22 protein-coding genes are annotated in these 24,711 nt (G+C 70.0%); 20 read left to right on the plus strand and 2 right to left on the minus strand.

From position 1 onward, the window contains the following. The first annotated feature begins 6 nt into the window (after positions 1 to 6). From ACIQMR_RS28940 to ACIQMR_RS28950, 3 genes are all read left to right on the plus strand, one after another. Positions 7 to 666: an imidazolonepropionase-like domain-containing protein gene (locus ACIQMR_RS28940; protein ID WP_401393316.1), complete on the plus strand. Its 660-nt coding sequence runs from the start codon at positions 7 to 9 to the stop codon at positions 664 to 666. A gap of 226 nt (positions 667 to 892) precedes the next feature. Next, complete coding sequence (locus tag ACIQMR_RS28945) at positions 893 to 1,588, plus strand: demethylmenaquinone methyltransferase (protein ID WP_401393319.1); 696 nt, start codon at positions 893 to 895, stop codon at positions 1,586 to 1,588. A gap of 16 nt (positions 1,589 to 1,604) precedes the next feature. After that, the gene (locus ACIQMR_RS28950) at positions 1,605 to 2,516 is read left to right on the plus strand and encodes a glutaminase (RefSeq protein WP_401393321.1); all 912 of its coding nucleotides are present in this window, start codon (positions 1,605 to 1,607) and stop codon (positions 2,514 to 2,516) included. Positions 2,517 to 2,680: 164 nt separating this feature from the next. Here ACIQMR_RS28950 and ACIQMR_RS28955 read toward each other — a convergent pair whose 3' ends face one another. Beyond that, on the minus strand, positions 2,681 to 3,193 hold the full coding sequence (locus tag ACIQMR_RS28955) for a GNAT family N-acetyltransferase (RefSeq protein WP_401393324.1): 513 nt from the start codon (positions 3,191 to 3,193) through the stop codon (positions 2,681 to 2,683). 99 nt (positions 3,194 to 3,292) lie between these two features. Here ACIQMR_RS28955 and ACIQMR_RS28960 point away from each other — a divergent pair, with 99 nt between their 5' ends. Next, on the plus strand, positions 3,293 to 4,582 hold the full coding sequence (locus tag ACIQMR_RS28960) for a geranylgeranyl reductase family protein (protein ID WP_401393327.1): 1,290 nt from the start codon (positions 3,293 to 3,295) through the stop codon (positions 4,580 to 4,582). A gap of 100 nt (positions 4,583 to 4,682) precedes the next feature. Further along, positions 4,683 to 6,584: an FAD-dependent oxidoreductase gene (locus ACIQMR_RS28965; RefSeq protein ID WP_401393329.1), complete on the plus strand. Its 1,902-nt coding sequence runs from the start codon at positions 4,683 to 4,685 to the stop codon at positions 6,582 to 6,584. Positions 6,585 to 6,662: 78 nt separating this feature from the next. Here the strand turns inward: ACIQMR_RS28965 and ACIQMR_RS28970 are convergent, their stop codons facing one another. Further along, on the minus strand, positions 6,663 to 7,469 hold the full coding sequence (locus ACIQMR_RS28970) for a C40 family peptidase (protein ID WP_401393332.1): 807 nt from the start codon (positions 7,467 to 7,469) through the stop codon (positions 6,663 to 6,665). Positions 7,470 to 8,159: 690 nt separating this feature from the next. Here ACIQMR_RS28970 and ACIQMR_RS28975 point away from each other — a divergent pair. From ACIQMR_RS28975 to ACIQMR_RS29045, 15 genes are all read left to right on the plus strand, one after another. Further along, positions 8,160 to 8,519, plus strand: a complete 360-nt coding sequence (locus ACIQMR_RS28975) for an NADH-quinone oxidoreductase subunit A (RefSeq protein WP_266381359.1) — start codon at positions 8,160 to 8,162, stop codon at positions 8,517 to 8,519. 30 nt (positions 8,520 to 8,549) lie between these two features. Beyond that, positions 8,550 to 9,104: an NADH-quinone oxidoreductase subunit B family protein gene (locus tag ACIQMR_RS28980; protein WP_007383964.1), complete on the plus strand. Its 555-nt coding sequence runs from the start codon at positions 8,550 to 8,552 to the stop codon at positions 9,102 to 9,104. After that, on the plus strand, positions 9,101 to 9,841 hold the full coding sequence (locus ACIQMR_RS28985; RefSeq protein WP_401393335.1) for an NADH-quinone oxidoreductase subunit C: 741 nt from the start codon (positions 9,101 to 9,103) through the stop codon (positions 9,839 to 9,841). The genes ACIQMR_RS28980 and ACIQMR_RS28985 overlap by 4 nt, the downstream gene beginning before the upstream one ends. After that, positions 9,838 to 11,160: an NADH-quinone oxidoreductase subunit D gene (locus tag ACIQMR_RS28990; protein WP_401393338.1), complete on the plus strand. Its 1,323-nt coding sequence runs from the start codon at positions 9,838 to 9,840 to the stop codon at positions 11,158 to 11,160. The genes ACIQMR_RS28985 and ACIQMR_RS28990 overlap by 4 nt, the downstream gene beginning before the upstream one ends. A gap of 17 nt (positions 11,161 to 11,177) precedes the next feature. Further along, positions 11,178 to 11,984 (plus strand): NADH-quinone oxidoreductase subunit NuoE, encoded by an 807-nt coding sequence (gene nuoE / locus ACIQMR_RS28995; protein WP_401393668.1) that lies wholly within the window; start codon positions 11,178 to 11,180, stop codon positions 11,982 to 11,984. Beyond that, the gene (gene nuoF, locus ACIQMR_RS29000) at positions 11,984 to 13,348 is read left to right on the plus strand and encodes an NADH-quinone oxidoreductase subunit NuoF (protein WP_401393341.1); all 1,365 of its coding nucleotides are present in this window, start codon (positions 11,984 to 11,986) and stop codon (positions 13,346 to 13,348) included. Before nuoE ends, nuoF begins: the two co-directional genes overlap by 1 nt. Before the next feature lie 175 nt (positions 13,349 to 13,523). After that, positions 13,524 to 16,034 carry an NADH-quinone oxidoreductase subunit G gene (locus tag ACIQMR_RS29005; protein ID WP_401393344.1) on the plus strand — a complete coding sequence of 837 codons (2,511 nt, stop codon included), beginning with the start codon at positions 13,524 to 13,526 and terminating at the stop codon, positions 16,032 to 16,034. Continuing rightward, positions 16,031 to 17,422 carry an NADH-quinone oxidoreductase subunit NuoH gene (nuoH, locus tag ACIQMR_RS29010; RefSeq protein ID WP_401393347.1) on the plus strand — a complete coding sequence of 464 codons (1,392 nt, stop codon included), beginning with the start codon at positions 16,031 to 16,033 and terminating at the stop codon, positions 17,420 to 17,422. The genes ACIQMR_RS29005 and nuoH overlap by 4 nt, the downstream gene beginning before the upstream one ends. Beyond that, on the plus strand, positions 17,415 to 18,017 hold the full coding sequence (gene nuoI / locus ACIQMR_RS29015) for an NADH-quinone oxidoreductase subunit NuoI (protein WP_401393350.1): 603 nt from the start codon (positions 17,415 to 17,417) through the stop codon (positions 18,015 to 18,017). The genes nuoH and nuoI overlap by 8 nt, the downstream gene beginning before the upstream one ends. Next, on the plus strand, positions 18,014 to 18,907 hold the full coding sequence (locus ACIQMR_RS29020; RefSeq protein WP_401393353.1) for an NADH-quinone oxidoreductase subunit J: 894 nt from the start codon (positions 18,014 to 18,016) through the stop codon (positions 18,905 to 18,907). The genes nuoI and ACIQMR_RS29020 overlap by 4 nt, the downstream gene beginning before the upstream one ends. Then, entirely contained in the window at positions 18,904 to 19,203 is a 300-nt protein-coding gene (gene nuoK / locus ACIQMR_RS29025) for an NADH-quinone oxidoreductase subunit NuoK (RefSeq protein ID WP_266381381.1), read from the plus strand. Before ACIQMR_RS29020 ends, nuoK begins: the two co-directional genes overlap by 4 nt. A 14-nt stretch (positions 19,204 to 19,217) precedes the next feature. Then, entirely contained in the window at positions 19,218 to 21,122 is a 1,905-nt protein-coding gene (nuoL, locus tag ACIQMR_RS29030) for an NADH-quinone oxidoreductase subunit L (RefSeq protein WP_401393356.1), read from the plus strand. Positions 21,123 to 21,126: 4 nt separating this feature from the next. Then, positions 21,127 to 22,698, plus strand: coding sequence for an NADH-quinone oxidoreductase subunit M (locus tag ACIQMR_RS29035; protein WP_401393359.1), 1,572 nt, complete (start codon positions 21,127 to 21,129; stop codon positions 22,696 to 22,698). Next, positions 22,695 to 24,344, plus strand: coding sequence for an NADH-quinone oxidoreductase subunit NuoN (gene nuoN / locus ACIQMR_RS29040; RefSeq protein ID WP_401393362.1), 1,650 nt, complete (start codon positions 22,695 to 22,697; stop codon positions 24,342 to 24,344). The genes ACIQMR_RS29035 and nuoN overlap by 4 nt, the downstream gene beginning before the upstream one ends. A gap of 128 nt (positions 24,345 to 24,472) precedes the next feature. Beyond that, positions 24,473 to 24,634, plus strand: coding sequence for a hypothetical protein (locus tag ACIQMR_RS29045; RefSeq protein WP_401393364.1), 162 nt, complete (start codon positions 24,473 to 24,475; stop codon positions 24,632 to 24,634). Positions 24,635 to 24,711: the final 77 nt, after the last annotated feature.

Consider the following 24,711-nt stretch of genomic DNA (forward strand, 5'->3'; position numbering starts at 1 on the left):
CGTCCCGTGCTGACGATCCACGTCGCGGATCTGCTGCTGCCCGGGGGCGGGCGCGAGCCCGTGCCGGGCGGCGCGGTCGCCGTCCGGGGCCGGGAGATCGCGGCCGTCGGCCCGTACGAGCAGCTCGCCGCCGCCCACCCTGTCGCCCGGGTGCGCCGCTGGCCCGGTGTCCTGACGCCCGGCCTGTGCAACCCGTACGGCCCCGAACTGCTGGAGCGGGCCTACCACCCCGACCCCCGTGAGGCGGACGACCTCGGCACCGAGCCACTCACCGGCGAGGCGCTGTCCGCCCTGGGGATGACGGACGCCCGCTGGGGCGCGAGCGCCCGGCGCGGAGCCCAGCGGATGCTGGCGCACGGCACGGTCGCCGTCGCGGGGGACCTGTGGCGCGGCACGGTCGTGGACGCGGTGACCCGGGCGGGACTGCACATGGAGGAACGCTTCACGGAGCCCGGAGGGACGCCGTCCCTCGACCCGTTCGCCGGACGGCCGCCGGCGGAGGCGTTCCTGGTGCCGCTGGGACCGGAGGGCGCCGACGCGGACTTCGCCGTCTTCGACGTCCCGGCTTCCTCGGGCGGCGACACGTACGCCACGCTCGCCACCCATGGCGCCGGCACCTGCGTCGCGACCGTCCTCGCCGGCCGACTGGTGTACCGGCGGCGGTAGGCGGTCGGGTCACCGGCGTGCTCGTGCCCGTACGCGTGCCTGTGCCCGTACGCGTGCCCGTGCCCGTGGCGCGTACCCGTACCCGTACGCGTGCCCGTGCCCGTGGCGCGTACCCGTACCCGTACCGCGCGCGAGCGCGTCGGCACGCCCCCGCAGGGGCGCCAGGGGTGTGCCTGAGACAATGGGCGGGTACTGTCCGCACCCGATACTGCGAGGCCGAACGCCAGTGACCCGCGCTTCCCTGGACAAGCAGCCGCACGAAGTCGCCTCGATGTTCGACGATGTCGCGGCGAACTACGACCTCACCAACGATGTGCTCTCGCTCGGCCAGGACCGGCGCTGGCGCAAGGAGGTCGCCAAGGCGGTCGGCGCGCGTCCCGCCGAGAAGATCCTCGATCTCGCCGCCGGCACCGGCACGTCGTCCCTGCCCTTCACCCGTACCGGTGCCTACGTCGTGCCCTGCGACTTCTCGCTCGGCATGCTGCGCGAGGGCAAGAAGCGGCACCCATGGCTGCCGCTGACCGCCGGCGACGCGACGAGGCTCCCGTTCCGGGACGATGCCTTCGACGCCGTGACGATCTCCTTCGGGCTGCGCAACGTCCAGGACACGGAAGGCGCGCTGCGTGAGCTGAACCGGGTGACGAGGCCCGGCGGGCGCGTCGTGATCTGCGAGTTCTCGCATCCGACGTGGGCGCCGTTCCGGACCGTGTACGAGGAGTACCTGATGCGGGCGCTGCCGCCGGTGGCCCGCGCGGTCTCGTCCAACCCGGACGCGTACGTCTACCTCGCCGAGTCCATCCAGTCGTGGCCCGAACAGGCGGAACTCGCCGGGCTGCTGCAGAAGGCAGGCTGGTCGAAGGTGGCCTGGCGGAACCTGAGCGGCGGGATCGTCGCACTGCACCGCGGCACCAAGCCCCAGTAGTCCCGGGCCGAGCACCATGGACCACCAGGCGCTCCTGGAGCAGATCGCACGGGACGTCGAGCCGCTCCTCGGCACCGGCACGCCCGCCGAGTACATCCCCGCCCTCGCCGCGGTCGACCCGGGCCGCTTCGGCATGGCCATCGCCGGTCTCGACGGCACCGTGCACGGGGTGGGCGACTGGGAGCGGGCCTTCTCCACCCAGTCCGTCACCAAGGTCTTCGCCCTGGCCCTCGCACTGTCCCTGGGCGGTGACAGCCTCTGGGAGCACGTGGGCAGGGAGCCCTCCGGCAATCCGTTCAACTCCCTGGTGCAACTGGAGTACGAGAACGGCGTCCCGCGCAATCCGTTCATCAACGCGGGCGCGCTCGTCGTCACCGACCGGCTGCAGACCCTGACCGGCGACGCGAGCAGCGAACTGCTCGAGTTCCTGCGGCAGGAGAGCGGCAATCCGGAGCTGGCCTTCGATCCGGAGGTCGCCGAATCCGAGTCGGCGCACGGCGACCGCAACGCCGCGCTGGCGCACTTCATGGCCTCGTACGGCCACATCGCCAATCCCGTCCCCGCGCTGCTCGACCACTACTTCTGGCAGTGCTCGATCGAGATGAACTGTGCCGATCTGGCCCGTGCGGCCCTCTTCCTGGCCCGCCATGGGCTGCGCGCGGACGGCAGCAGGCTGCTGACCCGCAGCGAGGCCAAGCAGATCAACGCGGTGATGCTCACCTGCGGCACGTACGACGCGGCGGGGGAGTTCGCCTACCGGGTCGGGCTGCCGGGCAAGAGCGGGGTCGGCGGTGGCATCGTCGCGGTCGTGCCGGGCCGCTGCACGCTGGGCGTGTGGAGCCCGGGACTGGACAGGCAGGGCAACTCGGTGGCGGGCGTGGCGGCGCTGGACCGGTTCACGACGCTGACGGGGCTGTCCGTCTTCTAGCGCCGGTCACGCGGCACGAGGTACGCCGCACTTGCCATTCGGCACGAGGTACGCCGCACTGGTCCCGCGGCACTGGGCGTGCCGCGCGTGCCGCACGTGCAGCGCGGGCCCGGTGCGGCACCCGACAGCGTGGCACCGCACCGCACCCGCGCGCCGGGAGCGGGCTACAACTCCAGCCGGAAGCAATAGGCTTTGCGCTCGGTGCCCGGGACGCCGAACGTCTCCGCCGCCTCCATGCCCAGCCGTCGCGTCACGGCGATCGACCGCTCGTTGCGGCAGTCGACCATCGCGACCACCGACGGGACACCGGCCGCCCGCAGCCTCTCCAGCGTGATCCGGGCGGCGGTCGTCACGTACCCGCGTCCCCAGGACGCGCGTGCCAGCCGCCAGCCGATCTCGATCTCGCCGACCGGGCCGAAGGACTCGTGAGGCCACGGCTGCGCGCCGGTGAAGCCGATCACCTCACCCGCCTCGTCGAGCAGCGTCCACAGGCAGAAGCCCCGCTCCGCGTCATGGCGGCGCTGCCGCGCGGTGAACTCCTCGTAGACGGACACCTCGGCGGACCTGCCGCCGTGGAACTCCATGACGTCCGGGTCGTCGAAGACGCGATGCCAGGAGTAGGCGTCCTCCTCGGTGGGGACGCGGAGCCGTACGACGGGGAGAGACGCAGAGGTCATCGCGAGGGAGCCCTTCGTTTGCCGATCAGTACGCCCCCATAGACTGCACATGACCTGTGCCGCCCGGCACGCGAATTCGAGTCTTCGGGAGAACCCGCCGTGACCGAGACGACCCCCTCCGAGCACAGCGCAGATGTGATCGTCGTCGGGGCAGGCCCGGCCGGTTCGACGACGGCGTACTACCTGGCCAAGGCCGGCCTCGACGTACTGCTCCTGGAGAAGACGGCGTTCCCGCGCGAGAAGGTCTGCGGCGACGGGCTCACGCCCCGCGCCACCAAGCAGCTCGTCGCGATGGGCATCGACATCTCCGAAGAGGCCGGCTGGCTCCGCAACAAGGGCCTGCGGATCATCGGCGGTGGCGTACGGCTCCAGTTGGACTGGCCGGACCTCGCCAGCTACCCGGACTACGGTCTCGTCCGCAAGCGTGACGACTTCGACGAGCAGCTGGCGCGGCAGGCGCAGAAGGCCGGTGCGCGGCTGTACGAGCGCTGCAACGTGGGCGCGCCGCTGATCGACGACCGCACGGGACGCATCACGGGCGTCGAGGCCAAGCTCGGCGAGGAGAAGACCCCGGTCACCTTCCACGCCCCGCTCGTCGTCGCCGCCGACGGCAACTCCTCCCGGATCTCCCTCGCGATGGGCCTGCACCGCCGCGAGGACCGCCCGATGGGTGTCGCGGTCCGTACGTACTTCACCAGCCCCCGGCACGACGACGACTACCTGGAGTCCTGGCTGGAGCTGTGGGACCGGCGCGGCCCCGGCGAGGACCGGCTGCTGCCCGGCTACGGCTGGATCTTCGGCATGGGCGACGGCACCTCCAACGTCGGCCTCGGCGTCCTCAACACCTCCGCCTCCTTCAAGGAGCTGGACTGGCGCGAGGTCCTCAAGGCCTGGTGCGCCTCGATGCCGGAAGACTGGGGTTACGTACCCGACAACATGACGGGCCCGATCCGCGGAGCCGCGCTCCCCATGGCCTTCAACCGGCAGCCGCACTACACCAAGGGCCTGCTGCTGGTCGGCGACGCGGGCGGCCTGGTCAACCCCTTCAACGGCGAAGGCATCGCGTACGCCATGGAGTCCGGCCAGATCGCCGCGGACGTCATCGTCCAGGCACACGCCCGGGCCACCCCCGCTCAGCGCGAACTGGCTCTCCACAACTACCCGAAGGTCCTCAAGGACACCTACGGCGGCTACTACACACTGGGCCGCGCCTTCGTGAAGCTCATCGGCAACCCGAGGGTCATGAAGATCGCGACACAGCGCGGCCTGACGCACCCGGTGCTGATGAAGTTCACGCTGAAGATGCTCGCGAACCTGACGGACCCGTCGGGCGGCGACGCGATGGACCGCATCATCAACGGGCTGAGCAAGGTGGCTCCGAAGGCCTGACACGCACCGTGAGCGCGGGGCGAACGCAGTGTGAGGATGCTGTGGGCGCCCCTCCGCGGCGCTTCCGGGAGGCCGCAGGCGTCCCTAGCCTGCGGTGACCATGACGGACAGTGGACAGACCGCCGACGGACGGACCGCCGACGGACGGACCGCCGACGGACAGACCGCAGGTGGGCCGACGGAGGGCGTACCGACGACGGGCGTACCGACCGCCGTCGGCCGGACGCGGAGGCGCTTCCTGGCGGCCACCGGTGGCGCCCTCGGTGCTGCCGCCCTCGCGACGACCTCCCGGGCGGCGGCGACGCCCTCGGCCGCCGGCCGTACCGTCGCCGTCCTCGGCGGCGGAGTGTCCGGGCTCAGTGCGGCCCATGAACTCGCCGAGCGCGGCTATGCCGTGACCGTGTACGAGTACCACGACGTGCTCGGCGGCAAGGCCCGCTCCATGGACGTACCCGGCACCGGCGGCGGCGGCCGCAAACCGCTCCCGGCGGAGCACGGCTTCCGTTTCTTTCCCGGCTTCTACCGGAACCTGCCGGACACGATGCGCCGCATCCCCTTCCCCGGCAACCCCGGTGGTGTGCGCGGCAATCTGCGCAACGCCACCGAGGAACTCTTCGCCCGCGAGGCGGGCCGGCCGGACCTGCACTTCCCGCTACGGCGCCTGACGACCCCGCCGCGCCTCGGCGATCTCACGACGACATGGATCCGCGACGAGGTGACGGCCGCGCTCGACACCGCGACGAAACTGCCCGCGCACGAGGCCGCGTACTTCGCCAACCGACTTCTCGTCCATCTGACCAGCTGCGACGCCCGCCGCGAGAGCGAGTGGGAAGCCACGTCGTGGTGGGACTTCATCCGGGCGGGGGACTTCAGCGACGAGTACCGGATCCTGCTCGGCATCGGCCAGACCCGCAATCTCGTCGCGACGCGTGCCCAGGAGGCGTCCACCCGCACGGTCGGCCGCGTGATCATCGAGGCGCTGATCCTGTGGGGACTGCTCGGCCGCGGCCTCGACGGTGACGACGCGGACATCGACCGGGTGCTGAACGCCCCCACGTCCGAGGCGTGGATCGACCCCTGGCGTGCCCATCTCGCCACGCTGGGTGTGCAGTTCGTGTTCTCCAGCGACGTACGGGAGGTGCTGTACGCCGACGGCCGGGTCACCGGCGTACGTGTCACCGGCCCCGACGGGGCGCGTCCGCGCACCGTCACGGCCGACCACTACGTCCAGGCGATGCCCGTGGAGCACGCCCGGCGCACCTGGGGTGCCGCCCTGCGCGCCGCCGACCCGCAGCTGGCCCGTTGCGACGAGCTCCGCACCGACTGGATGACGGGCATCATGTTCTATACGCGACGAAAAGTCCCTCTTGTCCACGGACACGTCAACTGCCTGGACTCGCCATGGTCGGTGACCGCCATCGGCCAGGCACAGTTCTGGGACGGCCGCGACTTCGCCGCCGACTACGGGGACGGCAGCGCGCTCGACTGCGTGTCGGCGATTGTGTCGGAGTGGGACCGCCCCGGGATCCTGTACGGCAAGCCGGCCCGCGCCTGCACGCGCGAGGAGATCGTCGAGGAGTGCTGGGCGCAGCTGAAGGACGGGGTGAACGACGCGGGGCGGACGCTCATCGAGGACGCCGACCGGGTGGCGTGGTTCATGGACCCGGCGGTCAGTGGGCTCGGTGGCCCCGATCCGCAGAACCGCGAGCCGCTGTTCATCCATCCGACCGGCACCTGGCATCTGCGCCCCACCGCCCGTACCGCCGTCCCGAACCTCTTCCTCGCGGGCGACTACGTACGCACGGACGTGGACCTGGCGACGATGGAGGGCGCCAACGAGTCCGCGCGGCGGGCCGTCAACGCCCTCCTCGACCGGGACGGCTCGGACGCCCCGCGCTGCACGGTGTGGGAGCTGTACCGCCCGCCGGAGCTGGAGCCGCTCAAGCGGGTGGACGAGGCGCGCTTCCGCCTCGGTCTGCCGAACACCTTCGACCTGGGGTGACGAGGCGGGGAGGACCGGAAGGGCGCACGGGAAAGGCCACCGCCCCGGAGGGGAGCGGTGGCCTTCGCCGGGATGCGCTCAGAGGACGCGGACCGCACCGCTCGCGGGGTAGCCCGACAGGTCCTGGATGACGACGCCCTTGCTGGGGTTGGCGGCGTCGAGGTACTGGCCGTCGCCGATGTAGACGCCGGTGTGGTACGCCGAGCCGGCGCCGCCCCAGTACAGGATGTCGCCGACCTGGATGTTGTCGAGGGAGACCGGGGTGCCGGCCAGCGACTGGTCCTGGGAGACCCGCGGGAGGTCGATCCCCACCTGGCGGAAGGCGGCCTGGACGAGGCTGGAGCAGTCCCACGAGTTGGGGCCGGTGGCGCCCATGACGTAGGCGTCGCCGAGCTGTGCCTTGAGGAAGGCGATGACGGTCGCGGCGGACCCGGTCGCCTGGGAGACGCCCTGGGAGGAGCCGGAGGCGGAGAGCGTGGTGCGCTCGGAGGAGCGCGAGGAGCGCGCCTGGGCCTCGGCGCGGGCGGCCTCCTCGGCCTTCTTCACGGCCTCGGCCTTGCGGTCGGCCTCGTCCTTGGCCTTCTTCGCGGCCTTGGCGGCCTTCGCGGCGGCGGCGTTCTCCTGGGTCTGAAGATTCAGATCCAGGGCGGCCTGCTGGGTCGTCTCGGCGGAGAGGGCGACCGCGCTCGCGAGCTCGGGGGTGTCGAAGGTGAGCGCGGGCATCTCGATGGTCTCGGTCACCGGCTCGGCGTTCGCCGGCCCGGCGCTTCCGGCCACCGCGAGGGTGCTGAGGACGCCACCGGCAACTCCGGCCCGCAGCGCGAGCGTCGAGGCGCTGCGAGGGCGGGGCTTCCGGTGGCTACGTATGTGAGCGGTGTGGGACATGAGTACAACCGCTATCAGGGCTTCACGGTTCCCTTCAAGAAACGTGCTTTGCGCCACAGTTGTGCCCGGAGGCGCCGAATCCGCTTCCCTGGGACCCTTATTGACGCCGTAACGGGCAAAACGGGCATGCGTGATCAGGGCCATGATCATGGGCTTTCAGAAAAAGGTCCGGATTGCCCGCCACCTACCACCCCCTCGTACCGATGGCCAAGCCCCGGTTTTCCGGGCCCCCGTCCGAGTGGTACAGGTCACAGAGTGATCACGCTCGAAGGTGGGTCTGGGCGCTCGTGAATGTGTGCACGCGTCCACTCCCGTCCAGGCATCCCCTCGCCCGGGTGACGGCCGTCCTTTATCACCCGGTCCGGCCCCTCGCGAATTTGCCTGGACGCCCGGCGGCTGGTAGGCGCACGCGCCCCTGACCAGCGGTAACGATGGAGTTGGTCACCTTTTGTAATCGCTCGTGCGCTTCCCGTATGAAGATCACCGCTCATCCGACTTCATGATCCTTCGTCAGGTGGTGGAGATCACAAAGTCGTTGCCGTACCCCGTGTCGCAGATCACAGACCGGCAGGCATAGGATGCGGAGCAGTCGGGCTTGTGAACTGCCTCACATGTAGGCGATCTTCGTGGGGCGGGTTGCGGGGCCCGGTGCGGTCCAACGGTCAAGGACGACTGGAAGGAGCGAGGAGCGTGAATGCCTATACGCCCATCCTCGTGCTCGGCGCCCTAGGGGCAGGCTTCGCGATCTTCTCCGTGGTCATGGCCACGCTTATCGGTCCGAAGCGCTACAACCGCGCGAAGCTCGAGGCCTATGAGTGCGGTATCGAGCCGACGCCGACGCCGGCCGGAGGGGGCCGCTTCCCCATCAAGTACTACCTGACGGCGATGCTCTTCATCATCTTCGATATCGAGATCGTCTTCCTCTATCCCTGGGCCGTCACCTTCGACGCCCTGGGGATCTTCGGGCTCGTGGAGATGCTGCTCTTCGTGCTCACCGTCTTCGTCGCCTACGCCTACGTCTGGCGGCGCGGCGGCCTGGAATGGGACTGAAGGGCTACTGAGGGGCTGAGGAGCACACCAATGGGACTCGAAGAGAAACTGCCGAGCGGCTTTCTGCTGACCACCGTCGAACAGGCCGCGGGCTGGGTGCGCAAGGCGTCCGTCTTCCCCGCCACCTTCGGTCTGGCCTGCTGCGCCATCGAGATGATGACGACCGGCGCCGGCCGCTACGACCTGGCCCGCTTCGGCATGGAGGTCTTCCGCGGCTCGCCACGGCAGGCCGACCTGATGATCGTGGCCGGGCGGGTGAGCCAGAAGATGGCGCCCGTCCTGCGGCAGGTCTACGACCAGATGCCCAACCCCAAGTGGGTGATCTCCATGGGGGTTTGCGCATCTTCGGGCGGTATGTTCAACAATTACGCGATTGTGCAGGGTGTTGACCACATTGTTCCCGTTGACATCTATTTGCCGGGCTGCCCTCCGCGGCCGGAGATGCTGATGGACGCGATCCTCAAGCTCCACCAGAAGATCCAGAGCTCCAAGCTCGGTGTGAACGCGGAGGAAGCGGCCCGCGAGGCGGAGGAAGCGGCTCTCAAGGCGCTCCCGACGATCGAGATGAAGGGGCTGCTGCGATGAGCGACGCACGCGAGGACCAGCCGAACCCCGAGAAGGAACTCAGCGAGCAGAACCTGCCGGGGCAGCGCGGTGAGCACGGCGAGGAGATCCGGGTCCAGCGAGGCATGTTCGGCGCCGCCAACGGCGGCGACACCTCCGGCTACGGCGGGCTCGTCCGCTCCGTACGGCTGCCCGGCCCGGCCACGCGCCCCTACGGCGGCTGGTTCGACGAGGTCGCCGACGAGCTCGAAGGCGCCCTGGAGGAACAGGACCTCGTCCCCGGGAACGCGATCGAGAAGACCGTCGTCGACCGTGACGAGCTCACCTTCCACATCACCCGCGAGCACCTCGTCCGCGTCGCCAGGACCCTGCGAGACGACCCGGCGCTGCGCTTCGAGCTCTGCACGGGGGTGAGCGGCGTCCACTACCCCGGAGACAAGGGCCGCGAGCTGCACGCCGTCTACCACCTGCGCTCGCTCACCCACGGCCGGCTGATCCGCCTGGAGGTCAGCGCCCCGGACACGGACCCGCACATCCCGTCCCTCGTCGAGGTCTATCCGACCAACGACTGGCACGAGCGCGAGGCCTACGACTTCTTCGGCCTGATCTTCGACGGCCACCCCGCCCTCACCCGGATCATGATGCCGGACGACTGGCAGGGCTTCCCGCAGCGCAAGGACTATCCCCTCGGCGGCATCCCCGTCGAGTACAAGGGCGCCCAGATCCCGGCTCCGGACCAGCGGAGGTCGTACTCGTGACAACACCGTCCGCATCCGCACGTGAGACGACCGAGGGGACTGTATATACAGTCACCGGCGGCGACTGGGACGAGGTCGCCCGGTCCGCGGCCAAGGCCGACGACGAGCGCATCGTCGTCAACATGGGTCCGCAGCACCCGTCCACCCACGGCGTGCTCCGGCTGATCCTGGAGATCGACGGCGAGACCGTCACCGAGGCCCGCTGCGGTATCGGCTACCTCCACACCGGCATCGAGAAGAACCTCGAGTACCGGACATGGACGCAGGGCACCACCTTCGTCACGCGCATGGACTACCTCACGCCGTTCTTCAACGAGACGGCGTACTGCCTCGCGGTGGAGAAGCTGCTCGGCATCGAGGACCAGATCCCCGACCGGGCGACGGTCATCCGCGTGCTCCTCATGGAGCTGAACCGGCTCTCCTCCCACCTGGTGTGCATCGCCACGGGCGGTATGGAGCTCGGCGCAACCACGATCATGATCTACGGATTCCGTGATCGTGAACTGATTCTCGACATCTACGAGCTCATCACCGGCCTGCGGATGAACCACGCGTACATCCGGCCCGGCGGGCTCGCCCAGGACCTGCCGCCGGGCGCCGTGGACCAGATCCGCGAGTTCGTGAAGAAGATGAAGAAGAACCTTCCCGAGTACGACAAGCTCGCCACCGGGAACCCGATCTTCAAGGCCCGGATGCAGGACATCGGCTACCTCGACCTGGCGGGCTGCATGGCCCTCGGCGCGACCGGACCGATCCTGCGCTCCACCGGCCTCCCGCACGACCTGCGCAAGACCGATCCGTACTGCGGCTACGAGACGTACGACTTCGACGTCCCGACCGCTGACAGCTGCGACTCCTACGGCCGCTTCCTCATCCGTCTTGAGGAGATGCGGCAGTCGCTGCGGATCGTCGAGCAGTGCCTGGACCGGCTCAGCCCCGGCCCGGTGATGGTCGAGGACAAGAAGATCGCCTGGCCCGCGCAGCTCGCGCTCGGCCCGGACGGCCTCGGCAACTCCCTCGACCACATCAAGAAGATCATGGGCACCTCCATGGAGGCCCTGATCCACCACTTCAAGCTGGTGACCGAGGGCTTCCGGGTCCCCGCCGGCCAGGCGTACGCGGCTGTCGAGTCGCCCAAGGGCGAACTCGGCGTCCATGTCGTCTCCGACGGCGGCACCCGCCCCTACCGGGTCCACTTCCGCGACCCGTCCTTCACCAATCTGCAGTCCATGGCGGCGATGTGCGAGGGCGGCATGGTCGCCGACGTCATCGTGGCCGTGGCGTCCATCGACCCCGTGATGGGAGGCGTCGACCGGTGACAGACGTATCGCTCGGGATGCCACAGCTCCCCGCCCCGCAATACCCGGCGGAGGTGCGCACGAGGCTGGAGACGGACGCCCGGCAGATCATCGACCGCTACCCGGACAGCCGGTCCGCGCTGCTGCCGCTGCTCCACCTCGTGCAGTCGGAGGAGGGCTATGTCACCCGCACCGGCATGCGGTTCTGCGCGGACATGCTGGATCTGACGACGGCGGAGGTCACCGCGGTCGCCACCTTCTACTCCATGTACCGCCGCAAGCCGTCCGGTGACTACCAGGTCGGTGTCTGCACCAACACCCTCTGCGCGGTGATGGGCGGCGACGCGATCTTCGACGAACTCAAGGAGCACCTCGGCGTCGGCAACGGCGGGACCACCGAGGACGGCAAGGTCACCCTTGAGCACATCGAGTGCAACGCGGCCTGCGACTTCGCGCCCGTCGTGATGGTCAACTGGGAGTTCTTCGACAACCAGACTCCCGAGTCGGCACGCAGGCTCGTCGACGACCTGCGGGCGGGAGCGACCGTCGAACCCACCCGCGGTGCCCCGCTGTGCACCTTCAAGGAGACGTCCCGCATCCTGGCCGGCTTCCCCGACGAGCGCCCCGGCGCCGTCGAGGCCACCGGCGGAGCGGGCCCCGCCTCCCTGGTCGGCCTGCGGCTGGCCAAGGGCGAGTCGCCCCAGCCACGCGTGGTCCACCCGCGCGGCGCCGCCCCGCAGGGCGGGTCGGCGGCCGAGCACCTCAGCTCCCACGACGCCCCGCAGCACACGTCCGAGTCCGACCCCGCGCACCCCGCGGGCCCGGTTTCCGAGGAGGGGGAGTGATGACCGTGTCCACCGAGTACGGGCCGGAGGCCGGCGGCGGGACGAGCCCCGAGAAACTGCTCGCGCCCGTCCTGTCCGCCTTCTGGGACCAGCCCGAGTCCTGGACGCTGGCCACCTATCGGAGCCACGAGGGCTACGAGGGGCTGCGCAAGGCCCTCGCGATGGCCCCGGACGACCTCATCGCCTACGTCAAGGACTCCGGCCTTCGCGGCCGCGGCGGCGCCGGCTTCCCCACCGGAATGAAGTGGCAGTTCATTCCGCAGGGCGACGGCAAGCCCCACTATCTCGTTGTCAACGCCGACGAGTCGGAGCCCGGGACCTGCAAGGACATCCCGCTCCTCTTCGCCAACCCGCATTCCCTCATCGAGGGGATCGTGATCGCCTGCTACGCGATCCGGTCGAACCATGCCTTCATCTATCTGCGCGGCGAGGTCGTCCCCGTACTGCGCAGGCTGCAGGAGGCCGTGCGCGAGGCGTACGAGGCCGGCTACCTCGGCAAGGACATCCTGGGCAGCGGACTCGACCTCGAACTCACCGTGCACGCGGGTGCGGGCGCGTACATCTGCGGTGAGGAGACCGCGCTGCTGGACTCCCTGGAAGGCCGGCGCGGCCAGCCCCGGCTGCGTCCCCCCTTCCCCGCGGTCGCCGGTCTGTACGCGTGCCCCACTGTGGTGAACAACGTCGAGTCCATCGCGTCCGTTCCCGCGATCCTCAACCGGGGCAAGGACTGGTTCCGTTCGATGGGCAGCGAGAAGTCCCCCGGCTTCACGCTGTACTCGCTGAGCGGCCATGTCGCGCGGCCCGGGCAGTACGAGGGCCCGCTCGGGATCACCCTGCGCCAGCTGCTCGACATGAGCGGCGGCATGCGCCCGGGCCACCGGCTGAAGTTCTGGACCCCGGGCGGCTCCTCGACCCCGATGTTCACCGACGAACACCTCGACGTCCCGCTGGACTACGAGGGTGTGGGCGCCGCCGGATCGATGCTCGGCACCAAGGCGCTGCAGTGCTTCGACGAGACGACGTGCGTGGTGCGCGCGGTGACCAGGTGGACCGAGTTCTATGCCCACGAGTCCTGCGGAAAGTGCACGCCCTGCCGCGAAGGCACGTACTGGCTCGTCCAGTTGCTGCACGACATCGAGGACGGCAAGGGCGCCATGGAGGACCTCGACAAGCTGAACGACATCGCCGACAACATCAACGGCAAGTCGTTCTGCGCCCTCGGTGACGGTGCCGCCGCGCCGATCTTCTCCTCGCTGAAGTACTTCCGTGACGAGTACGAGCAGCACATCAGCGGCCGGGGCTGCCCCTTCGACCCCGCGAGGTCCACCGCCTGGGCCGACAACGACCTGGAGGTGCCGGCATGACTTCGCTCTCCTCGCCGATTCCTCTCCGCGGCCACGCCGCGGGCCGCCTCGGGGGCGGCCCGTCCCGGCCCGTCGAGCGCCATCTGGAGGCTGTCCGCATGACTGTGGCCCATGCGCCGAACCCCGGCCGCGGCTCCGCCGTGGACCGGCCCGCGGCACGGACGGAGGTGCGGTCGTGACCGTGACCACCCCGGCCTCCGCCGGAGGCGGCGCCGCCGCCGTCCCGCCCGAGGACCTCGTCTCGCTGACCATCGACGGCGTCGAGATCTCCGTGCCCAAGGGCACCCTGGTCATCCGTGCCGCCGAGCAGCTCGGCATCGAGATCCCCCGGTTCTGCGACCACCCCCTCCTCGACCCGGTCGGCGCCTGCCGGCAGTGCATCGTCGAGGTCGAGGGCCAGCGCAAGCCGATGGCCTCCTGCACCATCACCTGCACCGACGGCATGGTCGTCAGGTCACAGCTCACCTCGCCCGTCGCCGAGAAGGCGCAGAAGGGCGTGATGGAGCTGCTGCTCATCAACCACCCGCTGGACTGCCCGGTCTGCGACAAGGGCGGCGAGTGCCCGCTGCAGAACCAGGCCATGTCGCACGGCCAGGCCGAGTCCCGCTTCGAGGGCAGGAAGCGGACGTACGAGAAGCCGGTCGGCATCTCCACCCAGGTGCTGCTCGACCGCGAGCGATGCGTGCTCTGCGCGCGCTGCACCCGCTTCTCCAACCAGGTCGCGGGCGACCCGATGATCGAGCTGCTGGAACGCGGCGCGCTCCAGCAGGTCGGCACCGGCGAGGGCGACCCCTTCGAGTCGTACTTCTCCGGGAACACCATCCAGATCTGCCCGGTCGGCGCGCTGACCTCCGCCGCGTACCGGTTCCGCTCCCGGCCCTTCGACCTCGTCTCGTCGCCGTCCGTCTGCGAGCACTGCGCGGGCGGCTGCGCCACCCGCACCGACCACCGGCGCGGCAAGGTCATGCGGCGGCTCGCCGCCGACGACCCCGAGGTCAACGAGGAGTGGATCTGCGACAAGGGGCGGTTCGCCTTCCGCTACGCCCAGCAGCGCGACCGGCTCACCACTCCGCTCGTACGTGACAAGGAGACCGGTCGGCTGGAGCCGGCGAGCTGGCCGGAGGCCCTGGAGGCCGCGGCCGCCGGGCTCACGGCGGCACGCGGCCGGGCGGCGGTGCTCACCGGCGGCCGGCTCACGGTCGAGGACGCCTACGCGTACGCCAAGTTCGCCCGGATCGCCCTCGACACCAACGACATCGACTTCCGGGCCCGGGTCCACTCCTCGGAGGAGGCCGACTTCCTGGCCGCCAGGGTCGCCGGCCACGGCCGGGACCTGGACCGGGAGGGGGTCACGTACACCTCCCTGGAGGCCGCTCCGGCGGTGCTGCTCGTGGGCTTCGAGTCGGAGGAGGAGGCCCCCGGCGTCTTCCTGCGGCTGCGCAAGGCCGCGCGCAGGCACGGCCTGCGGACCTACGCCCTCGCCACGCACGCCACCCGTGGTCTGACGAAGGCCGGCGGCGTCCTGCTGCCCGCCGCCCCCGGCACCGAGACCGAGTGGCTGAACGCCCTGGCCTCCGGCACCGGACTCGAAGGGGACGGTGCCACGGCCGCCGAGGCGCTGCGGGCCGAGGGCGCCGTGATCGTGGTCGGTGAGCGGCTGGCCGGAGTGCCGGGCGCCCTGACCGCGGTCGTACGAGCCGCGGCCGCGACCGGCGCCCAGCTGGTGTGGATCCCGCGCCGGGCCGGTGAACGCGGTGCGATCGAGGCGGGCGCCGTCCCGTCGCTGCTGCCCGGCGGCCGCCCCGCCACCGATCCGCGGGCCCGTGAGGAGACCGCGGCGGCCTGGGGCGTCCGCGAACTCCCGCACCGCTACGGCCGGGACACCGGCCAGATCGTCGAGGCCGCGGCCAACGGCGAACTGGCCGCCCTGGTCGTCGCCGGTGTCGAGGCCGCCGATCTTCCGCACCCGGAACGTGCGCGCGAGGCGTTCGACGCGGTCGGCTTCCTCGTCTCGCTGGAGCTGCGGCCCAGCGAGGTCACCGAGCGGGCCGACGTGGTCTTCCCGGTCGCGGCCGTCGCCGAGAAGGCCGGCACGTTCCTCAACTGGGAGGGCAGGGCGCGGCTCTTCGAGGCCGCGCTGAAGCCGGACCAGATGACGCGCACGCTCGCGCCGACCGACGCGCGGGTGCTGCACATGCTGGCCGACGCCCTGGACGTCCATCTGGCCCTGCCCGACCTGCAGTCGGTGCGGCGGGAGCTGGACCGGCTCGGGGTGTGGGACGGACCGCGGGCCACCGAGCCCGCCGAGTCCGGCCGGCCGCTGCCCCTCCCCGGTGAGGGCGAGGCGGTCCTGGCGGGCCACCGGCTCCTGCTGGACCAGGGGCTGCTCCAGGAGGGCGACGAGGCGTTGGCGGGCACCCGGCACGCCGCGGTCGCCCGGCTCTCCGCCGCCACCGCGGCCGAGACCGGGGTGAAGGACGGCGATGTCCTCTCCGTCAGCGGACCCTCGGGTTCCGTGCAACTCCCGCTCCAGGTGACCGAGATGCCCGACCGGGTGGTCTGGCTCCCGCTCAACTCCACGGGCGCAGGCGTGCTGAGCGACACGGGTGTGACGCCCGGCCGGCTCGTCCGTATCGGCCCGGCGGCGCCGAGGCCCGCCGACGACGTACCGGAGGTGCGCGCGTGAACCCGCCACTCCTCGACCCGACCCTGCTCGCGGCGGAGGACCTCTCGCTGTTCGGGCGGGACGTCTGGTGGATCGTCGTCATCAAGGCGGTCTTCTGCTTCGCCTTCCTGATGCTGACCGTGCTGTTCTCCATCGTGTGGGAGCGCAAGGTCGTCGCCTGGATGCAGCTGCGCATCGGCCCCAACCGGCACGGTCCGTGGGGCCTCCTCCAGTCCCTCGCGGACGGCGTCAAGCTGATGCTCAAGGAGGACGTGATCGTCAAGCGCGCGGACAAGGTGGTCTACGTCCTCGCGCCGATCATCGCGGCGATCCCGGCCTTCATGGCGATCGCCGTCATCCCGTTCGGCCCGGCGGGCAACGAGATCTCGATCTTCGGCCAGCGGACCACGATGCAGCTCACCGACCTGCCGATCGCGATGCTCTACATCCTCGCGGTCGCCTCGGTCGGCATCTACGGCATCGTGCTGGCGGGCTGGTCGTCCGGTTCGACCTACCCGCTGCTCGGCGGACTGCGGTCCTGTGCGCAGATGATCTCGTACGAGATCGCGATGGGCGCGGCCTTCGCCTCGGTCTTCCTCTACTCGGGATCGATGTCGACCTCGACGATCGTCGAGGCGCAGGCGGACCGCTGGTACGTCCTGCTGCTGCCGGTCTCGTTCCTCATCTACATCGTGACGATGATCGGTGAGACCAACCGGGCTCCGTTCGACATGCCGGAGTCCGAGGGCGACCTCGTCGGCGGCTTCAACACCGAGTACTCGTCGATCAAGTTCGCGCTGTTCATGCTCGCCGAGTACGTCAACATGGTCACCGTCTCGGCGGTCTCCGTCACTCTCTTCCTGGGCGGCTGGCGGGCCCCGTGGCCGATCAGCACCTTCTGGGAGGGCGCGAACCACGGCTGGTGGCCGATGCTCTGGTTCGTCATCAAGGTGCAGCTGCTGCTGTTCTTCTTCATCTGGCTGCGCGGCACGCTCCCACGCGTCCGCTACGACCAGCTGATGAAGCTCGGCTGGAAGGTGCTCATCCCGGTCTCGGTCGTCTGGCTGATGCTCGTCGCGACCGTCCGGGCGCTGCGCAACGAGGGACAGGACTTCTCGCAGATCGTGCTGTACGTCGGCGGGGCGGTCCTCGCCGTGCTGCTGCTGTCCTTCGTCGCCGACCTGTTCCGGGGCAAGAGGGAACGGGCCGAGGAGGAGTCGGAGCAGGGGGCGGCGCCCGCCGGCTTCGACCCGATGGCGGGCGGCTTCCCGGTACCCCCGCTGCCCGGGCAGCAACTACCGCCGGTGCCACGCAGGCGGCCGCGCCACGACCGCGAGCTGATTGTCAGTGGCGGCCCCGATACTCAGAGTGACGGTCCTCGTGAGGGAAAGGAGGCTGACGGTGCCTGAGCAGTCCAAGGACTCCGAGAGCGGGTTCCAGAACCCGGTCGCCGGCTTCGGCGTGACCTTCAAGGCCATGTTCAAGAAGCGGCTGACGGAGCAGTATCCGGAGCAGCAGAAGACGACGGCGCCGCGCTTCCACGGCCGGCACCAGCTCAACCGGCATCCGGACGGGCTGGAGAAGTGCGTCGGCTGCGAGTTGTGCGCCTGGGCCTGTCCGGCGGACGCCATCTATGTGGAAGGCGCGGACAACACCGACGAGGAGCGCTACTCGCCGGGCGAGCGCTACGGGCGGGTGTACCAGATCAACTACGCCCGCTGCATCCTGTGCGGCCTGTGCATCGAGGCCTGCCCGACCCGGGCGCTGACGATGACCAACGAGTTCGAGCTGGCCGACAGCTCCCGCGAGAATCTGATCTACACCAAGGAGCAGCTCCTCGCGGGCCTGGAGACGGGCATGGTCGACAGCCCGCACGCGATCTACCCGGGGATGGACGAGCAGGACTACTACCGGGGGCTGGTCACCGAGGCCGCGCCCGGCACGGAGCGCCAGGTCGCCACCTCCAAGGGAGAGAAGCCGGACGAGCAGGAGGTCGACGCATGAGCGCGCTGGCCGCCGCGGCCTCCACCGGTGAGGCCGTCCAGTTCTGGGTGCTCGGCACCGTCGCCGTCATCGGCGCACTCTGCACGATCCTGATGAAGCGGGCCGTGCACAGCGCGCTGTGCCTCGCCGCGACCATGATCATCCTGGCGATCTTCTACCTCGCCAACGGGGCGTACTTCCTGGGCGTCGTCCAGATCGTCGTCTACACCGGCGCGATCATGATGCTGTTCCTCTTCGTCGTCATGCTCGTCGGTGTGACGGCGGCGGACTCCCTCAAGGAGACGCTGAAGGGACAGCGCTGGTGGGCCGCCCTGTGCGGACTCGGCTTCGGCGTCCTGCTGATCGCCGGAATCGGCCATGCCTCCCTGAGTTCCGCCTCCTTCATCGGACTCGGCCGGGCCAACGCGGGCGGCAATGTCGAGGGCCTCGCGGCGCTGATCTTCACCAAGTACGTCTTCGCCTTCGAGATCACCGGCGCGCTGCTCATCTCGGCGGCCGTCGGTGCGATGGTCCTCACCCACCGGGAGCGCACCGAGCGCGCCAGGACCCAGCGCGAGCTGGCCGAGCAGCGGGTGCGCGAGGGCAAGCACCTGCCGCCGCTGCCCGCGCCCGGGGTGTACGCCCGGCACAACGCGGTGGACATCGCGGGTCTGCTCCCGGACGGCACGCCGTCCGAGCTCACCGTCAACAAGACGCTGCGCGCCCGCGGTCAGATCCGCGACGTCTCCAGTGAGGCGCTGAACGACCTCAAGGCGCTGGAGCGGCGCTCCGAGGAGCGCCTGGGACGGGCCCGCGAGGAGTCCGGCCGGGACGAGAACGGCCGGGACGAGCACGACCGGGACGAGCACGACCGGGACGGCCGGCGCGACGGACAGGAGGCCAAGCGGTGAATCCCGTCAACTATCTCTATCTCGCCGCCCTGTTGTTCACCATCGGCGCGGTGGGCGTACTGATCAGGCGGAACGCGATCGTGGTCTTCATGTGCATCGAGCTGATGCTCAATGCCTGCAACCTCGCGCTCGTCGCCTTCTCCCGGATGCACGGCAATCTCGACGGCCAGATCATCGCGTTCTTCACGATGGTCGTCGCCGCCGCCGAGGTCGTGGTCGGGCTCGCGATCATCGTGTCGCTGTTCCGTTCCCGCCACTCGGCCTCGGTCGACGACGCCAGCCTGATGAAGCTGTAAGGGGTCGCAGACTCGTGGACAACGCAGAGAACCTGATCGCGCTGCTGATCGCGGCGCCCCTGCTGGGAGCGGCGGTGCTGCTGTGCGGCGGGCGCCGCCTCGACCGCACGGGCCACTGGATCGGCACCGCGCTCGCCGCCGTCTCCTTCGTCATCGGCGTCGTGCTCTTCGCCGACATGCTCGGCAGGCCCGGTGACGAACGGACGCTCACCCAGCATCTGTTCAGCTGGATCCCGGTCGAGGGCTTCCAGGCGGACGTCGCCTTCCAGCTCGACCAGCTGTCGATGACCTTCGTCCTCCTGATCACCGGCGTCGGCTCGCTCATCCATCTGTACTCCGTGGGGTACATGGAGCACGACGAGCGCCGCCGCCGCTTCTTCGGCTATCTCAACCTCTTCCTCGCGGCGATGCTCCTGCTGGTCCTCGCCGACAACTATCTGCTGCTGTACGTCGGCTGGGAGGGCGTCGGCCTCGCGTCGTACCTGCTCATCGGCTTCTGGCAGCACAAGCCCAGCGCGGCGACGGCCGCGAAGAAGGCCTTCCTGGTCAACCGGGTCGGCGACATGGGCCTGTCGATCGCGATCATGCTGATGTTCACCACCTTCGGGACCTTCGCCTTCGGGCCGGTGCTGGAGTCCACGGGGAAGACGTCCGAGGGCACGCTGACCGCCCTCGGCCTGCTCCTGCTGCTCGCCGCCTGCGGCAAGTCCGCCCAGGTGCCGCTGCAGTCCTGGCTCGGGGACGCGATGGAGGGCCCGACCCCGGTCTCGGCCCTGATCCACGCGGCGACCATGGTCACCGCCGGCGTCTACCTCATCACCCGCTCCGGGGCGATCTTCAACGCCGCTCCGGACGCACAGCTCGCGGTCGTGACGGTCGGCGCGGTCACGCTCCTCTTCGGTGCGATCGTCGGTTGCGCGAAGGACGACATCAAGAAGGCACTGGCCGGTTCGACGATGTCGCAGATCGGCTACATGATCCTGGCGGCCGGCCTCGGCCCCATCGGATACGCCTTCGCGATCATGCATCTCGTGACGCACGGCTTCTTCAAGGCCGGGCTGTTCCTCGGTGCCGGTTCGGTCATGCACGGCATGAACGACGAGGTGGACATGAGGAGGTACGGGGGTCTGTGGAAGTTCATGCCGATCACCTTCGTCACCTTCGGTCTCGGCTATCTCGCGATCATCGGCTTCCCCGGCCTGTCCGGCTTCTTCTCCAAGGACAAGATCATCGAGGCGGCCTTCGCCAAGGGCGGCACGGAGGGCTGGATCCTCGGTGGCGCGGCCCTGCTGGGCGCGGCCATCACCGCGTTCTACATGACACGCGTGATGCTGATGACCTTCTTCGGCGAGAAGCGCTGGCAGCCCGACGAGAAGGGTGACCTGCCGCATCCGCACGAGTCCCCGAAGACGATGACGGCGCCGATGATCGTGCTCGCCTTCGGCTCGGTCTTCGCCGGCGGGCTGTTCTCCTGGCACGAGGCGTTCGTGAAGTGGCTGGAGCCGGTCACCAGCTTCGACCACGGCCACTCACCGCTCAGCGCCTCCACGGTCACCCTCTCCACGGTCGCCGTGATGGTCCTCGGCGTCGCCCTCGCCTACCTCCAGTACGGACGGCGTCCGGTGCCCGCCACCGCCCCGCGCGGCTCGCTGCTCACCAGGGCGGCCCGCCGGGACCTCCTCCAGGACGACTTCAACCACGTCGTCCTGGTCCGCGGCGGCGAGCACCTCACCCGCTCGCTCGTGTACGTGGACCACAGCCTGGTCGACGGGGTCGTCAACGGCACCGCGGCCTCGATCGGTGGCCTCTCCGGCCGGCTCCGCAAGCTGCAGAACGGCTACGCCCGCACCTACGCGGTCACGATGTTCGGAGGTACGGCTGTGCTGATCGCCGCGACCCTGCTGATGAGGGCGGTGTAACCCGATGTCGTTCCCACTCCTCACCGCGACGGCGGCGCTCCCGGCGCTCGGTGCGATCGCCACCGCGGCCGTGCCGGCCGGCCGGCGTGCCGCCGCCAAGTGGCTGGCGCTGCTGGTCTCGCTCGGCACGCTGGTGCTGGCGGCGGTCGTGGCCGTACGGTTCGAGCCCGGCGGGGCCCGCTATCAGCTCACCGAATCCCATGCCTGGATCAAGGACTTCGGGGTGCGGTACGAGCTGGGCGTCGACGGGATCGCGGTGGCGCTGATCGCCCTGACCGCCGTACTGATCCCGTTCATCATCCTGGCCGGCTGGCACGACGCCGATCCGCTGGAGACGAAGAGCAAGCGCTGGCGGCCGACACAGGGCTTCTTCGCCCTGATCCTCTCGGTCGAGGCGATGGTGATCCTCTCCTTCGAGGCCACCGACGTCTTCCTCTTCTACATCCTCTTCGAAGCCATGCTCATCCCGATGTACTTCCTCATCGGCGGCTTCGGGGACCGCGCCCACGCGGGCAGCGACGAGAACGCGGCGGCCCAGCGGTCCTACGCCGCCGTGAAGTTCCTGCTGTACAACCTGGCCGGCGGCCTGATCATGCTGGCCGCGGTGATCGGGCTCTATGTCGTGGCGGGCAACTTCTCGCTCACGGAGATCGCCGAGGCCCGCGCCAACGGTACGCTCGACATGGCGACGAACACCGAACGGCTGCTGTTCCTCGGCTTCTTCTTCGCTTTCGCGGTGAAGGCGCCGCTGTGGCCGCTGCACACCTGGCTGCCCAACGCCATGGGTGAATCGACCGCTCCGGTCGCGGTGCTGATCACGGCCGTCGTCGACAAGGTCGGCACCTTCGCGATGCTCCGCTTCTGCCTCGGGCTGTTCCCGGAGGCGTCGGAGTGGGCGACACCGGTGATCCTGGCCCTGGCGCTGATCAGCATCGTCTACGGTGCCCTGCTCGCCGTCGGCCAGCGCGACATCAAGCGCCTGGTCGCCTACGCGTCGATCTCGCACTTCGGCTTCATCGTGATGGGCATCTTCGCGATGACCAGCCAGGGCCAGTCCGGCGCCACGCTCTACATGGTCAACCACGGGATCTCGACGGCCGCGCTGATGCTGGTGGCCGGCTTCCTGATCTCGCGGCGCGGCTCGCGGCTCATCGCCGACTACGGCGGAGTGCAGAAGGTCGCCCCGGTGCTCGCCGGCACGTTCCTCATCGGCGGGCTCGCGACGCTGTCGCTGCCGGGACTCGCGCCGTTCGTCAGCGAATTCCTGGTCCTGGTCGGGACGTTCGCGCGCTATCCGGTGGTCGGGATCATCGCGACCTTCGGCATCGTGCTCGCCGCGCTCTACACGCTGGTGCTCTACCAGCGGACGATGACGGGCCCGGTGAAGGAGGAGGTGCGGACCCTGCCGGATCTGCGCCTGCGTGAACTGGTGGTGATCACGCCGCTGATCGCGTTGCTGATCTTCCTCGGCGTCTATCCGAAGCCGCTGACGGACATCGTGAACCCGGCGGTCGAGCACACCATGTCCGACGTCCAGAAGAAGGACCCCCAGCCCGAGGTGGAGGCGGCCAAGTGAGCACGACAGCTGTCCACAGCCTGTGGACAACGGCAGCCCAGCCGCTGGACAAGATCCCGGCCCCGCACATCGAGTACGCCCAGCTCGCGCCCACCCTGATCGTGGTCGGCGCGGCGGTCCTCGGTGTCCTGGTCGAGGCCTTCGTCCCGCGTCGAAGCCGCCACTACACCCAGGTGTTCCTCGCCGTCGTCGCGCTGGCTGCCGCGTTCGCCGCGGTGGTCGGCCTCGCCGCCGGCGGATACGGCACGACCAAGGCGCACATCGCCGCGATGGGCGCCATCGCGGTCGACGGGCCCGCGCTGTTCCTGCAGGGCACGATCCTGCTGGCCTCGCTCGTCGCGATCTTCACCTTCGCCGAGCGCCGGCTCGACCCCGCCACCCACGGCAACCGCATCGACTCCTTCGCCGCTCAGGCCGGGTCCGTGCCGGGCAGCGACAGCGAAAAGGCCGCGGTCAAGGCCGGGTTCACCACCACCGAGGTGTTCCCGCTGGCGCTCTTCGCCGTCGCCGGCATGCTCGTCTTCCCGGCGGCCAACGACCTGTTGACGCTGTTCGTCGCCCTCGAAGTCTTCTCCCTGCCGCTGTACCTCCTGTGCGCCCTGGCCCGCCGCAAGCGGCTCATGTCGCAGGAGGCCGCGGTCAAGTACTTCCTGCTCGGCTCGTTCTCCTCCGCGTTCCTGCTGTTCGGCATCGCCATGCTGTACGGCTACGCGGGCTCCGTCTCGTACGCCCGGATCGCCGACGTCGTCGACGGCACGGTCAAGACGATCGACCCGGCCCTCGCCGGCACGATGGGCAACGACGCGCTGCTGCTCATCGGCGGCGCGCTGATCCTGATGGGGCTGCTCTTCAAGGTCGGCGCCGTGCCGTTCCACATGTGGACCCCGGACGTCTACCAGGGTGCGCCGACCCCGGTCACCGGCTTCATGGCGGCGGCCACCAAGGTCGCCGCGTTCGGTGCGCTGCTCCGGCTGCTGTACGTGGTGCTGCCCGGCCTGCGCTGGGACTGGCGGCCGGTCATGTGGGCCATCGCGATCGTCACCATGCTCGGCGGTGCGATCGTCGCGATCACCCAGACCGACATCAAGCGGCTCCTCGCGTACTCGTCCATCGCGCACGCCGGGTTCATCCTCGCCGGTGTCATCGCGGTGACCCCCACCGGCGTCTCGTCCGTGCTCTTCTACCTGGCCGCGTACTCCTTCGTGACGATCGGCGCGTTCGCCGTCGTCACACTGGTCCGGGACGCGGGCGGCGAGGCCACGCATCTGTCCAAGTGGGCGGGGCTCGGGCGGCGTTCGCCCCTGGTGGCCGCCGTCTTCGCGGTGTTCCTGCTGGCCTTCGCCGGCATTCCGCTGACGTCCGGCTTCTCCGGCAAGTTCGCCGTCTTCCGGGCGGCGGCGGAGGGCGGCGCCGGAGCGCTGGTCGTGGTCGGTGTGATCTCGTCCGCGATCGCCGCGTTCTTCTACATCCGGGTCATCGTGCTGATGTTCTTCAGCGAGCCGACGCCCGAGGGGCCGACGGTGGCCGTGCCGTCGCCGCTCACCATGACGACGATCGCGGTCGGCGTCGCCGTCACGCTGGTCCTCGGTGTGGCGCCGCAGTACTTCCTGGATCTCGCCGGGCAGGCGAGCGTGTTCGTCCGGTAGCCCCGGGGCGTGATCATCCCGAAGGCCCGGCTCCTCCCGACGGAGGGCCGGGCCTTCGGCTGCGCCGGGCCGCCGGAAGAGGACTACGCTCGACAGCGGGAGGGCTGGCAGGTCAAAGGAGAGCCGTCATGATCGACCAGTACCAGAACCAGTACCAGTACCCCGAGTACACCACCCCCTCGCAGGCCGAGGGCGAGGACACCGAGTCGACCGAGGAACAGCACCCCGAAACCCCGAGGACGACCCCGTCCCAGGCCGAGGGCGAGCGGACGGCGGACGACGACCGCTGAGCGGCCGGCCGGATCGGCCCCGGCGCCCGGGCAACCCACGGCCGCCGCCCGACGTCCTCCAGGGCGCAGGACCTTGA

This window comes from Streptomyces sp. NPDC091376 (assembly GCF_044757085.1).
GTDB classification, from domain to species: domain Bacteria; phylum Actinomycetota; class Actinomycetes; order Streptomycetales; family Streptomycetaceae; genus Streptomyces; species Streptomyces pratisoli.

Coding starts and splice junctions, on each gene's coding strand:
- nuoE (WP_401393668.1), top strand. CDS start 11,178: ATGCCACAGCTCCCCGCCCCGCAATACCCGGCGGAGGTGCGCACGAGG.
- ACIQMR_RS29020 (WP_401393353.1), top strand. CDS start 18,014: ATGAGCGCGCTGGCCGCCGCGGCCTCCACCGGTGAGGCCGTCCAGTTC.
- ACIQMR_RS28955 (WP_401393324.1), bottom strand. CDS start 3,193: ATGACCTCTGCGTCTCTCCCCGTCGTACGGCTCCGCGTCCCCACCGAG.
- ACIQMR_RS28970 (WP_401393332.1), bottom strand. CDS start 7,469: ATGTCCCACACCGCTCACATACGTAGCCACCGGAAGCCCCGCCCTCGC.
- ACIQMR_RS28985 (WP_401393335.1), top strand. CDS start 9,101: ATGAGCGACGCACGCGAGGACCAGCCGAACCCCGAGAAGGAACTCAGC.
- ACIQMR_RS28950 (WP_401393321.1), top strand. CDS start 1,605: ATGGACCACCAGGCGCTCCTGGAGCAGATCGCACGGGACGTCGAGCCG.
- nuoF (WP_401393341.1), top strand. CDS start 11,984: ATGACCGTGTCCACCGAGTACGGGCCGGAGGCCGGCGGCGGGACGAGC.
- ACIQMR_RS29045 (WP_401393364.1), top strand. CDS start 24,473: ATGATCGACCAGTACCAGAACCAGTACCAGTACCCCGAGTACACCACC.
- ACIQMR_RS29035 (WP_401393359.1), top strand. CDS start 21,127: ATGTCGTTCCCACTCCTCACCGCGACGGCGGCGCTCCCGGCGCTCGGT.
- ACIQMR_RS28965 (WP_401393329.1), top strand. CDS start 4,683: ATGACGGACAGTGGACAGACCGCCGACGGACGGACCGCCGACGGACGG.
- ACIQMR_RS28980 (WP_007383964.1), top strand. CDS start 8,550: ATGGGACTCGAAGAGAAACTGCCGAGCGGCTTTCTGCTGACCACCGTC.